This window comes from Mucilaginibacter galii (genome assembly GCF_014635825.1).
Taxonomy (GTDB): domain Bacteria; phylum Bacteroidota; class Bacteroidia; order Sphingobacteriales; family Sphingobacteriaceae; genus Mucilaginibacter; species Mucilaginibacter galii.
Map to the genome: position 1 here is coordinate 464,137 of NZ_BMDO01000001.1, position 13,919 is coordinate 478,055.

Sequence of the window (13,919 nt, forward strand, 5' to 3'; positions counted from 1 at the left end):
GAAAAACATTTCCTATCTGTTAGTTAATCTTTAACTAACGGTGTTTATGCGTTACATACGCTCACACCCGTAATCACAAGCATACAGCCTATAAATTTCTATTTCCAATTTATATTATTAGTTTTGTTATAATTAAAATCTGAATTACTTAATTAAGCCCATCCTTCTTTTTTAGCAGCCTGCTTTCGTTGTAACCTGCTATAGCATACAGCCTTTCAGCTTTTTAATTTAATACCTTATTGTATGCTGAAACGTATTTTGGTACTTGATGACAATATGGACATCCTTGAGATGGTTCACGAAGTACTTACGTACGAAAAATTTGAAGTGAATAGCACATCAGACAGTAAGACTATCGTTAAAGTAGCCGAAGAATACCAGCCCGATCTCATTATTTTAGATTACAAATTAATGAATGATAATGGTGGAGAGATTTGTCGTACGTTTAAATCGCACAAAGCGCTCCATAAAACACCCGTAATCATATTTTCAGCTTACACTTCCAACAATATAGATTTCTACACCTTTGGCTGTGATGCTGTAATAGCCAAGCCTTTTGATCTTAACGATTTTATTAGCACTATTAACAACTGCCTGAGAGTTAATTAGTCCGTTAGTCCAAATTCCGGATTGGAAAACTTGTTTTGACTAAATATCCTACTTACAGACTAACCGACTCTATCACCTAACTGACACTTCCTTTAAAAGCGATAACCCAAATTCACGTAAACAAATTTACCCTCGTTTGAGTGTCCTATGGTGGCCTGAACCAGCAAAAGTTCTGCCGGGATAAGGAAGATACCGCCGCCGTACCCATCGTGCCATTGATTTGATTTTTCGCCCGGTGTCCAAACACGGCCCACATCGTTAAAACCAATAATACCAAAGCTTCCGGGGAAAAGGTAAGAATTAAAATCGAACAGCTTTAAACGGGCTTCAATGTTGTTGTACAACATGCTTTTACCGGTAAACCTCCAGGTACGGAAACCACGCAGGTTATCCGATCCGCCCAGTTTCATTTGCTGAAAATACTCGGCGTGCCCTAATATGGTACCGCCACCTACACGGGCGGCCAGCACAAATATCGAATCGCGGTCGGGGTTGGCGAAGAAGCTGAACTCCGACATCAACTCGCCATAACGATGGTTTTGCTGGTTAAGCTGCTGCAAACCGCGTAGTGTAGTATTCCAGTAAATACCCTTGGTGGTTAAAAGCTGATTGTTACGGGTGTCAATTTCGGCACCGGCAACTAAACCTGCATAGGTTTTTGAAGAAAACACCTGTTCGTTAGGGTTTTGAGCGCTGTAATTGTTCAAGAAGCGGTTGGTGTTTTCTTTACCGTTGGCGTAGTAAAACTGCCCGGTTACACCGGCACTCAGCTTCAACTTATTGTAAGTGTGAGCTAAACGTACATCACCATAAAGGTAATCGTACTCGTTACGGAAAAACTTTATATTGTCCTCACCGCCGCTAAAGTTAGTTTCGTTGCCTATACCAAAAAAGTTGCTGATGTTGTGAGGGCCGCGTGAGGTAACATGAATAAGTAAATCGTTGTTACCTATTAAATTCTTGAAATCGGCATTATAGCGCAGCAAGAAAGATTTACGACCAAAAGCATAATTTACTAAAAACTCCTGCCTCCAATCATAGGGCGATTGGCGAAACCCTTGCTTGGTGAACGCATAGCCTAACGTTAAAATAACGCCATAATCTTTATTGTAACGGGCAAACACGATAGGCTCGGGCCGGTCGTATTGAAAGTTCTTACGATCATAAGAGGTTACACCGGTATCTGCCGAGGTACGTATTTTAGCCAAATTAGACTCAGGTATGGCATTGGGCTCGTCTTTACGGTCGTAAATAAATAAGTGCCGCTTATTATCTACCGCCTTGTCAATAGTAAAGCTATCATTACTCCCTTGCTGACCGATCATGCGTACATCAACCTTTGATTTACCTGTACCCACTACCTTAAACTGGTCGCCGCCGCCAAAGCCATAAACGCGTACCTCTTTGGTTACTTTAGGGTCGAAAACGCGCTCGTAAACCGTACGGCCCAAAGTACTGTCTTTTTTAATATTGTGAACAGTGATACCTAACAAGCCATTATCCAGCTCATTGATCTCTATCTCCTCCCCTTTTTCGCTTAGCGGCACATCTACCTGGCCCGAAATAAAGCGATAATAATCAATACCTTGTTTTGCAATATTCTTGCGGCGCGCAATTACGGTCTTGGTAATTTCTTTGCCAGACAGGGCATACACCTGTGGCGGCATGCGGTGCATGGCCTTGTCTATAACCTCATCTGTTAAATGGCTTTGCACATAATCAATCTGTTCTTTCCAATCGGCTTCGTTAAGGCCGGCCAAGAAATAGCGGTCAAAGTAGCGGCCGTTAAAATTCCAGGCGCCAATATCCCTTATTTCATCTTTAAAAGGCTGAAACTTAGCTTTCAAAAATTGGTGAGATACTATCCATGGGAACACGCCCGAGGTTTTATAATAAACCTGGTCGCGGTCGCGCGGGATAGGCGTGTATACGGTTTCTTTCTTTGTTTTATCTTTATCCCAACGCCATTGGTCATCATGGCGGTCCCAATCGCCTATGATCATATCCAGCAAACGTGCGCGTAGGGCCAGTTTGGCATCTATACGGACGTCGTTATCTTCCCTCTGTTTTGCCTGTACCTTTTTAGTATTATCTGTATTTTCAGATTCCAGTGGTTCGCGTTCTTCAAAAAGGAAAACGCTGTTCTTATAATCCTTGCTGTATTTACCCAGTACAGGGTCGTCGCCTATGTAAACAATTTCGGGGTTGGCGTGGGGTATGCTCAAGGCATCGGCCAGAGGCGGTACCGTTAGTGATGCAAACGGATTGGCCGTACTGGTTTGATCTTGTATAATGGCTTTGGTTAATCCTGCTCTCAGCGTTGGAGGTAACACTCTTTCCGGATATTTTTGCACCGAACGCAGCACCCATTCCTGACCTGTTTTATCTTTTAACCTCAACGACTTGGTTTGCATACCACCACCTTTTTCTTCTATAACCAAGCCACCTTTTTCGGTAGCGAGCTTTAGTATGCGGATCTTTACAGGTATACCCCATTCTTTACGGTAATTTTCGCCCAATAAGATACGATGGATGCCACTTACTTTATTATAGTCGGGTGCTACGGCAACGGTAATGCTATCGGCTGCTTTGCGCTGTGCAAGTAATCCGAAGGGTAACAATATAAATCCTGATAAAACGCAGGTCGTTTTAGTAAAATATCTATTCAAAGGCATCAGAAAATGGTATGGCCGGTGTAAAGCGGGTTGAAGAATGCTTAGCCAGCGGTAAAACTGAAAAATACAACAGCAAAGATGGTGTTTTGTGCCGTTGGTTTCATTATTTCACAAAAAAATTTAAGAGCGGTTCACCATCACATTTATACAGGAATTTATTATAAATTAATTTGTAAAGATATGGCTATCAAAAGCCCTATTATTCTTAACTGTTACTTTATTAGCCCGATAAAATTATCTTTGCCGGATAGTTGCAATTGTTTACTCAACATTGCATTTGATGACTTAAAGTACAAACTAATTAATGCAAAACCGCAAACGCACCTTGTTTTACCTGGTAGATGGCGCTCATAGCGAAGTGCTGCCCGAACTGATAAGCCAAGGCCTGTTACCCAACATAAAACGCATCATTGACGAAGGCACTTACCGCAAGGCCACCACTTGTTTCCCCTCAACTACCGGACCTGCCTACCTGCCGTTTTTAACCGGCCACTCGCCCGGTACCATGGGTATTACCGGGATACGCTGGTTTGACAAGCAGGAGTTTAAACGCACCCGCTGGAACAAGAATGCCATGCGCTCGTATTGCGGCCCCGAAGCAGCCTGGTTTAATACCGATATGCCTGCAGATAAACCTACACTTTTTGAGCTATTGGGCGAATCGTACAACTTGTACAATATGATTACCCGCAGCGTGCCCGATGAATACGATCTGGGTAAGAAAGGTAAAGGCTTGCTGTACACCCGTGCCCATTTCTGGAAACGCCACCACCCGGTAGACCACCAGGGCCATCAGCGTATTATGGAAATGCTGAACAGCGGCAAAGATTTTGATTTTTTGTTTGCCGTGTTCCCAAGCGTGGACTGGGATTCGCACTATCACCACATACGCGACCCGCGCACCGTTGAAGCCTATAAAATTGCGGATAACAGCCTGGGCGAAGTTAGGGCATTGTTAGAGCAAAAAGGCTGGTGGGATGACACCTTGTTTATCATGACCTCCGACCATGGCCTTACCCCAACCACCCAGCATTTGGATTTGGGAGAATGGATGACCAACAATGGCTTGAAATCGGTTTATTACCCAACCATCTGGAAGAGTAATCCAAAATCGGCCGTAATGATCTCGGGCAACTCTTTTGGCAGCATTCACTTATTGAACCATGAGGGCAGCCATGTATTGCGCGAGAATGAAATATTAACATGTATGGGCAGCACGCGCTTAAATAGCTTAATTGGCGAGCAAGCGGTAGATTTTGCGCTTTACCGAGGTAATAAGGACAATACTTTTGTAGTGCACAATGCAGAGGGTAAAGCCGTAGTAGAGGCCGATGGTAAAACATTTAGCTACCAGCCTGTAAGTGCCGATGTGCTCAAGTTAGGCGGTGCGGTTAAAGTAAGCGGCCATCGTGCTGCTTTAGAAGCCACCTTTGATAGTGAATATCCCGATTCGCTTTACCAGATCTATCAGCTAATGCAAAGCCGCCGCGCGGGCGATATTGTGATCAGTGCCCGTGTAGGTCATGATTTGCGCGATTTTTGGGAATATCCCGAGCACTTGGGTTCGCATGGTTCGCTGCACCGTTCACATATTCACGTACCTTTAATCTACAATCAAAAGAACTGGAACACGCACCCGGCCCGTACGGCCGATTTATTTAATTCTATCCTGAAATGGAAAGGCATTACGCCCAAAGCATCCGAAGGTGAATCTTTGTACTAACCTGCACGTAAATTTTTTATATTAGCCAACTTATGCCGGATAGTAATATACAAGAACCTGTAATGAACAAACAACAGGAGCAACAGTTAGAAACAGAGGGTAAGCAGGAAGTACAATCTGTATTTAACAAAAAGCTCATTATTAAGGGTAGCCTTTGGTTTGCCTTAATTACAGTGCTTACCATTGCGGGCATCTTCTTTTATAACAATACCGGCGAAACCGTTGAGGCCCTCACCCACATTTCTTATAAATACATTGCCATTTGTTTGGTGATGCTTTTTATAGATCTGATGCTGGGCAGCTGGCGCAACCATATTTATATACGTAAGCTTAACCCAGCGGTATCGCACTGGGTAAGTTTCAGGGCTAACGTGGCCAACATGTTTATGGGTGCGGTTACCCCCGCCCATGGCGGTGCAGGGCCGGCACAAATATTTGTATATACCAGCGCAGGCGTAACCTTTATTGATGCTTTTGCGGTTAGCCTAATTAACATGGGCGCTACACTTATTTTTATGCCCCTGGCAGGCTTCGTGGCTATTATGGTAATGGATACCAGTGCGGTGAGCGGCATTGTGCCGGGCATGTTAAAGTACGGGTTCAGCTTTTTCCTGCTGTTTTTAATGGCTTTTTTGCTGGCTTTTTGGAAGCCGGTTTGGGTAGGTGTCATCATCAGAAAAATTGCTACCGGTTTAGCCAAAGTGTTTCCAAAGCGTAAAGACAAGTTGGATGCCTGGGCTAATAACTCCTATGAAAGTATTGCCAAGTATCAGCAAACCTGTAGCGTCATCATCAAGCAAAACCCTTTCTTATTCCCGCTGAGTTTGGTGATTACTACGTTACTATATATGAATAAATATTGCATGCAGTATGTAATCTTGCTGGGTTTAGGCGTAAATGCCAGCCTTGTGCAGGTGATCTCTATACAGATATTGATCCAGTTTATGATCTACTTTGCCCCCAGCCCTGGTGGCAGCGGCTTTGCCGAGGTAAGTATCTCGGTATTGTTCGGTAAAATTGTTCCGCCTGCACTGCTGTCTATCTTTACTTTATTGCAACGCTCTTTCCTTCTTTTTTTCCCTGCGTTAATAGGCGCTTATGTAGTAATTAATCTTTTACGCAAACAAACGCAGTTACAACACCGTAAACAGGAGAAAGTAGTATAAGCAATTAAGCATCATTGTCAATAATTGTAAGCTTACCTTTTTTAGGATCATTTTTTGACTACGTGCTTTTTTTTGCTACTTTTATAAAACAAGCGGATATCTCAAGAGCACTTTTGAAGTATTCACAATTTAATATCGCTTAACCTCACCCTTTCATTATTTAAAGTAAGCCGTTATAGAATAAGATTTTTACTCAGTAACCCCTATACTTAAATATAAATGAAGTTTAAACTATTTGTGCTGGTGCTTATCCTACAGGCATCATTGGTTAAATCGCAAAACATGGATATTAACTTGTTAAACAAGTTTAATCCGAACAATGGCGCTGAAAACCCGGCCTGGAAGTTTGTTTCTAACAATGCTATCTATATTTCGGCTGCTACTCCGCTTACTTTAATGGCCATTGGTTTAGCTAATCATGATCAAAAGTTAAAGCAGGTGGCCTTTAATACCGGTGTTGCGCTGGTAGGAAATACGGCCATTACCATGATCATGAAAAACAGCATACAGCGCCAGCGCCCCTTTGTAACCTGGGGCGATAAAATCATGCTGCAAGGGAATACATCGCCTACCGATTACTCGTTTCCTTCAGGACATACTTCTACGGCTTTTTCGGTGGCTACTTCGGTAAGTATGGCTTATCCTAAGTGGTATGTGATAGCACCAAGCTTTGCTTTTGCAGGCGCCACGGCCTACTCGCGCATGTACCGCGGTGCGCATTACCCAACCGATGTTTTGTGCGGTATGTTAGTGGGTTCCGGATCGGCTTACCTGACCAATAAACTGCAGAAAATGATGTTCCGCAAGCGTCTGAGTCGTCAGGCCAGGGTTGCTGCGTTGGCGCAGGCTGAGCTTAATTAGTTAAATGGTTATCCCCCTTACGATTGTATAATCCCATTGTCGTTATTGGCTTGTCGAAGACTTAGCGAGGCATACAAACCTTCGACAACCTCAGACTGACAGAACGTTTTAGCATTCTCATTACACCTGGAATGTTTAGAAAGTAAACAGCAATCTTACTCCTCAAAATTAATACTTACCCGTAACGCTTTTAAACCAATTACGCCCTGCAATTCTTCCAGGTCGAGGTATTCTATCCCGGGCAAAAGCATGTTTTTAGATTGTAACTGTTTGATGTATGTAACCTGTTCTTCAGCCTCGTGCTCGGTAAAGTATACCAGTGCTATTTTGCCGGGCTGGGTTAAACGTTCGCTGCCATCCAGCAACATTACCTTGTCTATTCGTTTCTTAATAACCTCATACCTGATGTTATAGGCACCTTCCACATCAAAACGACGTTCATCGTTGCGGAAACTAATATCAATATTCATGCTGTGAATAAAGATGAGCTGGGTGGTGCGTAAAGAAGCCGGCATATTTTCGAGCAAATGATGGGTAAGCCGGGCCACTTCTACCATAGAGGTAAGCTGCCACAGGCGCATTTGCTTTAAATAATCATTGGTAAAAGGCTTTTTAGGTGAGATAGACTGCCCCACATACACATCATACTCCACTCCGTCGGTTCTGAATTTTTCAAAATAACATGGGTAGATCTCCTGTAACTGGTGCTGTGCTTTTTCAAAGTAATTGTTGATAGCCGCATTGATCATTTGCATGGCCGTTTCCAAACGGTTACGCTGGGTAAAGGCAGGCCCCTCACAATCTTTTGAGATCATCTCCAGGAAATCATCTACCACCTCACTTACATCAGGATGCTCTGTTCTGAAAGTGGCAAGGGCAACGCCAGCTTCCGTTTCCAGGAAATCGTTAATGAGAATCTCATCGCTGGTATTTACGCTTTCTTTGATCACATCCAGCCATTTATTCGTCTTATCTATTAAAACCAACCAATGGTTTTGGGGATGCAGCTCGTTTAATTTTGCCAGAATCTTGTTCAGCAACTTCATTACGCGGCGCAAGTCTTGCTGCAAGGCCAAATTACGCTCAATAGTAGAGTTGCGGATATCTATTGCCCCATAAAGCGGATATACATCTTTAAACGTAATGGCATTTACTTCGGCCTGCTTGCGCCGGTTGTTGGGGTTTCTTACCTCTTCCCAGGCTGTTTCGTTAAACTTCCATTGTACGGCGGGTTGCAGCGAGGTAAACTTTTCCCTGATCACGCTATCTATACAGGTGTTAAAGTGCTCAATACTATTTTGCAATAACTGGGCAATTAACGGGATAGCATATTCCAGGCGCGAAAGCAGATTTTCATAAAACACCAGCTCGGTTTCGGAGTAAACCTCCATAATACCAGCAATATGCTTATTGTAGAAAACCGGTATTACAGCATATGATTTAATGCCTGCCTCGCTAAGTGCTTTCAGAAAGAAGAACTTCTTTTGCCGTGTTTCTGACAATGAACTAAAGAAAACAGCTTTGGGGTCTTTTTCGTACCTGTTTACTAATGCGTAATAAGTTTCTTCGGCTATGCCATACTTATGCGCCGATTTCATGAGCACGCTCTGCGAGCATGAGTTAATATCGAATGCGGGCTCATCATTCAGTTTTAAAAACGGAAGCAATCCAAAACGTACCCCACTGTTATTGGTAAGCGTTTTAAGGGAAGAGATCACCCTTTTATAAAGCTCCGTCTGGTCTTCAACCGGATCGGCTATGGCTTCGCGGATATCTTCAATGGCTCGTTGAGCGGTTACATCTTCCAGTGTGATCACCGAAAAGCCTTCGAGTTTAAAAAGGCTCAGTGGCAATATATCGGCCAGTACTTTTACGCCTTCATCATCGTGAAGATAGTTCTCAATGGTTTCAAATTCCAGTTCGGGCAGGTGGCCTAATACCTCAATATCAATAAAAGTGGTATCTACGTGGATATGATAGTAGCGGTTTAAACCCGTATCGGGGTTTAAGTAGGCATAATACTCGTTGCTGCTAAACACCGATGTAAAACCATAAAGGCGCTTTAATATAAGCCGGTAAACAAACTCCTGCTGCCGGTTCAAAAAATTGTTATCATCGGCCATAAGACGTGATGCACTCTCATTGATGCCTTTACTGGTTATCAGGTCGTAAAAAGCATCGGTACTGTATAACACATGGTTTGGCACAGGCGTACTCAAAGCCCAAAAAGACTCCTGCTCACCTTGTAACACAGGCGATAATGTGCTGTAAATTAATTCAAGCGCATAGGCATCATTAACAGTGTCGGCGCTGTTTTCAACAATAACTTCGCCGTCTGACTTAAAATGATCGAGCACAAAACTATAAAAGCGCGATTTAACAGTACTCTCCTCTTGCAGCCGTTTTTGGAGCTGGCGTATAAAAGGTTTAAATGATAACGTATTTTCAACCAGGTCGCAATTAGCCAGGTGTTTATTAATGTAAAAAGATGTTGTTTGCATGAACTGCTTTTATCCCGCTAAAGCGGGAAAGCTTATTTAATGGTTACGGCTATTTTAATTAAATGTAAAGTTATGATAAACCATTAACGTTTTGCTCCGCTGTATGTAAACTTTAAAACATTTCCGCGGCTAAATTCATCTCCCTCATTGCTGATGTACATGTTGCCTTGTTTGTCAAAAGCCAAACCTTCGGGTTGCAAAAATAACTTGTGATCAAGGTCATAAGTGGCGGTCACGTCCCAGTTAGCATCGGTAACTACCAGTAATCCGTTTACCGATGATAAGATGTACCACTCTTTCGTAACAGGGTTTTTGGCCATAGCCGACGGGCGAAACTTGATCTTGCTATCGCCGGTTAGCTTTTTAATTTGCTTTACTTCTATTTTAAAGTTTCCGGCGGCTTGCGCAGTACCGTTGGGTTGAATATTAAAAATATAGCCGCTGCTGCTTTTGGTAGTTTTCTCATCATCGCAGTTTTTACAGAGCACATATAATTTGCGTGCCGCTTCGTCGGCATACATGCTTTCGTATTCGCCTGAGGGTAGCAGGTTTTGTTGCTCCTGAACGTTGGTTAACTCGACCTCTGCAATTTGATTTAACGGAAAGGTATACAGCTTACCGTTACTTTTTAGCACAGTAACGATGTTGCCACTAATGGCGACATCCTCATAATCGCCGTGTTTACCAAACTTGGAGTGGCTTACCCTGTCGGCACCAAGTTTACCATAAAATAGCTTTCCTTCTTCATCTTGTATGGCGTAAAAGGTAGCGGGGTTTCCTTTAGAGAAACTAATACCCGAAATTTCGAGCAGATCGTCGGGCATTTTATATTTGGTAGGTTTATTAAGGTCATAACCCTTAGGACTTTTATAAACCTGCTGGCTTTGCGCGCATGAATAGCTTAACAAACTTACCAAAGCGGTTATATATATAAACTGAAATTTCTTCTTTATCATGATCAATAGTGTCGGTTAAAGGCTTTGGGCCTTTTGCTGTAAATACTTGTAAATTTCCTGTTGTGATCTTAACACCGGCGTATTTTGCTCAACAGGAATATTGCTTAATTGCGTGTCGAGATGTACGGCCTGTGCATTATCCTGGATTTGAAAATTTATAAATTGCAGTATTTCCTTTTTAATGGCTTCATCATATATAGGGAAGCATACTTCAATACGGTGATAGATATTGCGGTTCATCCAATCGGCCGAACCCATGTACACCCGTGTATCGCCGTTATTGCCAAATACGAATATACGACCGTGTTCCAGGTAACGGTCAACAATGCGGGTAACGGTTATGTTCTCGCTTTGCCCGGCAACACCCGGTATTAAACGGCAAATACTGCGCACAATTAAATTAATCTTCACACCCGCATTAGAGGCCTCGTACAACTTACTAATAAGAACTTCCTCTTCGAGGTTGTTCATTTTAATGGTAATGAAAGCCGGCAAACCTTGTTTATGGTTGCTGATCTCGGCATCTATCAGTTCTAAAAACTGCTGCTGTAAATTAAACTGTGCAACCAGCAGGTTTTTAAACGGTTTTACTTTGGCACTATCGGGCTTCTGCTTTTTAGAAAGGAAAATGAACAGTAATTCAATTTCGCGCAGCAACTGATGGTTGCCGGTAAGCAAAATATGATCGGTGTAAAAGCGGGCCGTATTCTCGTTAAAATTTCCGGTGGCCAGCAGGCCGCGGTACTGGGTACGCGTACCGGCCCGTAACTTAACCAGTGCAATTTTGGCATGTACTTTTAGCGCGGTAACGCTGTAAATAAGGCGTGCACCGGCAGCCTTCAGCTTTTTGGCCCATTTTATATTATTAGCCTCATCAAAACGGGCTTTGAGTTCTACCAGTACAAATACTTTTTTACCATTATGTGCCGCGCTTATTAACGCGTTTACAATTTTTGAGTCGCTGGCAACGCGGTATAGCGAAACGTAGATCTCCTCTACATTAGGGCGGATGGCCGCCTCATTAAAAAAGCGTAGAATGCTATCGTAACTTTGGTAAGGCGTATGCAGCATGTAGTCTTGCAGGCCTATCTTGTCTAAAAGCGATTGGGTTTCGGGCAGGGCATTGTAACGCAGTGCAGGCCATTTTTCAACTTTGAGTTCGGCGTTATTTACCGGTAAGGTTGCAAAATCTTTAAGGTTATGATATACGCCACCAGCTACCAAACTACCATCGCGCAAGCCCAAAAGTTTGCTTAGTGTTTGCAGCGCCCGCAACGGCAAGCCGGGCTGATGTAAAAAGCGGGTGGCCAAGCCATAATCGCGCTTGCGTAATTGCTTTTCCAGTTGCTCGGCCAGGTCACCGTTGTATTCGTCTTCAAAATCGAACTCGGCATCGCGCGTTATTTTAAAGCTGTAACATCCACTTACCGGAAGATCAAATATTTTATCAAGATTGTACCGGATGATGTCATCTATAAAAACAATGTACAGCTCGTTTTGAACCGGTATGCTAAAAAACCGTGGCAATTCATCGGATGGAATATTTAGCGCAACCAACTGCTCCTCGTCGGCCCCGGTTTGCAGCTGTACCAAAAAGTAAAGCTTGTTATTTTCGGGAAAGAAAGCACTCTCGGCAGTGAGAACGACGGGCTGCAAGAAAGCCATAACCTGGCTTAAAAAGTAATCGGTAACGGGTTGTACTATTTGCGCAGGAAACTCCTGGTTATAAATAAGATGGATGCCTTTTTCATCTAACTGCGGCAATATGCTTTGGGTTAAGATTTGGCCGTAGTGCTCCTGCTGCTGTTGTATTTGTTGTTGCGCCTTATGCAGGTCATGCAGCTTAAGCTCACCTTCTTCAACGTTATTTTTACGATTATTGATCTTGTGCAGCGCCTGTAAAACCGGCATCCTGACCCGGTAAAATTCATCTAGATTAGACGAGTAGATGGAAAGGAAATTGATCCGCTCCAGTAATGGCAGGCTTTGGCGGTCGGCTTCCTGCAATACACGTTCGTTAAACGAGAGCCAGCTCAAATCGCGGTTAAAAAATTGAAACTGCATAGTTACTTTTTAGTGTTTGCCACTGCCGTTTACCGCTGCCGCTATGATAAAAGCCAACACCGATGCAATTAAACCGAACATAAATATATTGTAGGAAATACGCAGGAGACGATATTTGCGCCCCAAAACTACCCCTTGCGAGTACAGATCGATAATTAAACTTCCGTACAAAAATTCGCGATCGGCCATTACGCTTCGCATGCCTGCAATATAATCGGGCAGGTTCATGCGGTAAAAATTACCAAAGAAGAGCAGGTTCACCTTTTTATTGTCTATATCCTGCTGATTAAAACGCCCTTCGGGAATAGAAGGCCTGGTGGCCAGTATGGCAAACACCATAGTGGTTAAGCTTACAACCAGTATAATAAACGTGGGAATAATAAGGTAACTGTAGTCTTCTAAACGGCGCAGCAGTAAACTGATGATGGCAGAAAGGATGATTGAGTTTACCGTGATCATGATATGGGCTTTGTTATCGGCCATATCGCTCAAACGCTGGTGGTTGCTCGAGCTTACCCTGAACATGGTTTCAATACCTTTATCGGGCCTTTCTTTTTTCTTAACCGGCTTTTCTTCAAATACAGGCTTAGCTTCTTTTTCCTTAACAGCAGCTGACATAACCGGCACGGCTACCGCGCTTGTCACTTCAGACTGATTTTTCTCGCGCCATTCGGCCTCTTTATCTTTCAGTTGCTGCAGGTTCTTTTCTTTTTGATCGGCCAGCAGCATCTGAGCATAATCGGTATGGTAGTGGTGCGACTGCATAAACTGGATAGTTTTATGGCGCCAGTCTTGCTTGCTAAAATCGCATTGGTAAATTGCCTTACACTCTTTACGCAATTGCTTGTTATTCCCATCAAAATCGGCGGTACCTAAGTGAAACACATCGGCATCACATATAATACTTTGCAACAAGCCCACCGGTTTTTGCGGCATTTTAGTGGCCATGATGCAGCCATGAACTTCTTTAATTATATCTTCATCAACATACTGCGCTTTTAAAAACTCTTCGGCCAGGCGAGCGCTTTTTTCTTCATGGTTAGATGCATCTTCCATGTACCCCGTATCGTGAAACCATGCCGAAGCCAACACGATAAAAAAGTCGCGGTCGTTTAACTGGTAATGGTTGGCAATTTGTGTGGCGCCGGCCACTACATCTTCGGTATGTTTGCGGTTGTGGTAAAGCAGATCTTCGTTATTGCGAAGCTTAAAATAAGATAAAACCTGCTGTTTAACTTTTTCCAGCAGTTGTTGATAGTTCATAGGCGGTTAAAACTTTAAAAAACAGCGGGCGCAACTTGCAGGCACCGGCTTGGTTAAGGCAAATACTGCTTAATAATAAATTTATTTCAATTTGGTTTTAA

The 13,919-nt window shown here is 43.2% G+C and carries 9 protein-coding genes; 4 read left to right on the top strand and 5 right to left on the bottom strand.

Annotated features, from left to right (window positions below):
- Positions 1-243: 243 nt before the first annotated feature.
- Entirely contained in the window at positions 244-609 is a 366-nt protein-coding gene (locus IEV61_RS02035) for a response regulator transcription factor (protein ID WP_188413317.1), read from the top strand.
- Between the two features lie 92 nt (positions 610-701).
- On the opposite strand, the gene IEV61_RS02040 is transcribed toward IEV61_RS02035, so the two are convergent.
- Positions 702-3,230 carry a BamA/TamA family outer membrane protein gene (locus IEV61_RS02040; RefSeq protein WP_229747002.1) on the bottom strand — a complete coding sequence of 843 codons (2,529 nt, stop codon included), beginning with the start codon at positions 3,228-3,230 and terminating at the stop codon, positions 702-704.
- 358 nt (positions 3,231-3,588) lie between these two features.
- On the opposite strand from IEV61_RS02040, the gene IEV61_RS02045 reads away from it, so the two are divergent.
- The 3 genes from IEV61_RS02045 to IEV61_RS02055 all read left to right on the top strand — a co-directional run bounded on the left by IEV61_RS02045 (position 3,589) and on the right by IEV61_RS02055 (position 7,034).
- Positions 3,589-5,007 carry an alkaline phosphatase family protein gene (locus IEV61_RS02045; RefSeq protein WP_188413321.1) on the top strand — a complete coding sequence of 473 codons (1,419 nt, stop codon included), beginning with the start codon at positions 3,589-3,591 and terminating at the stop codon, positions 5,005-5,007.
- A 62-nt stretch (positions 5,008-5,069) separates the two neighbouring features.
- Positions 5,070-6,173 carry a lysylphosphatidylglycerol synthase transmembrane domain-containing protein gene (locus tag IEV61_RS02050; protein ID WP_188413323.1) on the top strand — a complete coding sequence of 368 codons (1,104 nt, stop codon included), beginning with the start codon at positions 5,070-5,072 and terminating at the stop codon, positions 6,171-6,173.
- A 219-nt stretch (positions 6,174-6,392) separates the two neighbouring features.
- On the top strand, positions 6,393-7,034 hold the full coding sequence (locus IEV61_RS02055; RefSeq protein ID WP_188413325.1) for a phosphatase PAP2 family protein: 642 nt from the start codon (positions 6,393-6,395) through the stop codon (positions 7,032-7,034).
- 155 nt (positions 7,035-7,189) lie between these two features.
- Here the strand turns inward: IEV61_RS02055 and IEV61_RS02060 are convergent, their stop codons facing one another.
- The 4 genes from IEV61_RS02060 to IEV61_RS02075 all read right to left on the bottom strand — a co-directional run bounded on the left by IEV61_RS02060 (position 7,190) and on the right by IEV61_RS02075 (position 13,818).
- A complete protein-coding gene (locus IEV61_RS02060) occupies positions 7,190-9,535 on the bottom strand; it encodes a GAF domain-containing protein (RefSeq protein WP_188413326.1) in 2,346 nt (781 codons plus the stop codon).
- A gap of 83 nt (positions 9,536-9,618) precedes the next feature.
- Positions 9,619-10,491 carry an SdiA-regulated domain-containing protein gene (locus IEV61_RS02065; protein ID WP_188413327.1) on the bottom strand — a complete coding sequence of 291 codons (873 nt, stop codon included), beginning with the start codon at positions 10,489-10,491 and terminating at the stop codon, positions 9,619-9,621.
- A gap of 15 nt (positions 10,492-10,506) precedes the next feature.
- The gene (ppk1, locus tag IEV61_RS02070; RefSeq protein WP_188413328.1) at positions 10,507-12,555 is read right to left on the bottom strand and encodes a polyphosphate kinase 1; all 2,049 of its coding nucleotides are present in this window, start codon (positions 12,553-12,555) and stop codon (positions 10,507-10,509) included.
- 9 nt (positions 12,556-12,564) lie between these two features.
- The gene (locus IEV61_RS02075) at positions 12,565-13,818 is read right to left on the bottom strand and encodes a Pycsar system effector family protein (protein WP_188413329.1); all 1,254 of its coding nucleotides are present in this window, start codon (positions 13,816-13,818) and stop codon (positions 12,565-12,567) included.
- Between the last annotated feature and the right edge of the window lie 101 nt (positions 13,819-13,919).

Excerpts from the sequence above, each read along its gene's own strand:
- IEV61_RS02050 (WP_188413323.1), top strand. The coding sequence starts at position 5,070 with ATGAACAAACAACAGGAGCAACAGTTAGAAACAGAGGGTAAGCAGGAA.
- IEV61_RS02055 (WP_188413325.1), top strand. The coding sequence starts at position 6,393 with ATGAAGTTTAAACTATTTGTGCTGGTGCTTATCCTACAGGCATCATTG.
- ppk1 (WP_188413328.1), bottom strand. The coding sequence starts at position 12,555 with ATGCAGTTTCAATTTTTTAACCGCGATTTGAGCTGGCTCTCGTTTAAC.
- IEV61_RS02045 (WP_188413321.1), top strand. The coding sequence starts at position 3,589 with ATGCAAAACCGCAAACGCACCTTGTTTTACCTGGTAGATGGCGCTCAT.
- IEV61_RS02075 (WP_188413329.1), bottom strand. The coding sequence starts at position 13,818 with ATGAACTATCAACAACTGCTGGAAAAAGTTAAACAGCAGGTTTTATCT.
- IEV61_RS02035 (WP_188413317.1), top strand. The coding sequence starts at position 244 with ATGCTGAAACGTATTTTGGTACTTGATGACAATATGGACATCCTTGAG.
- IEV61_RS02065 (WP_188413327.1), bottom strand. The coding sequence starts at position 10,491 with ATGATAAAGAAGAAATTTCAGTTTATATATATAACCGCTTTGGTAAGT.
- IEV61_RS02060 (WP_188413326.1), bottom strand. The coding sequence starts at position 9,535 with ATGCAAACAACATCTTTTTACATTAATAAACACCTGGCTAATTGCGAC.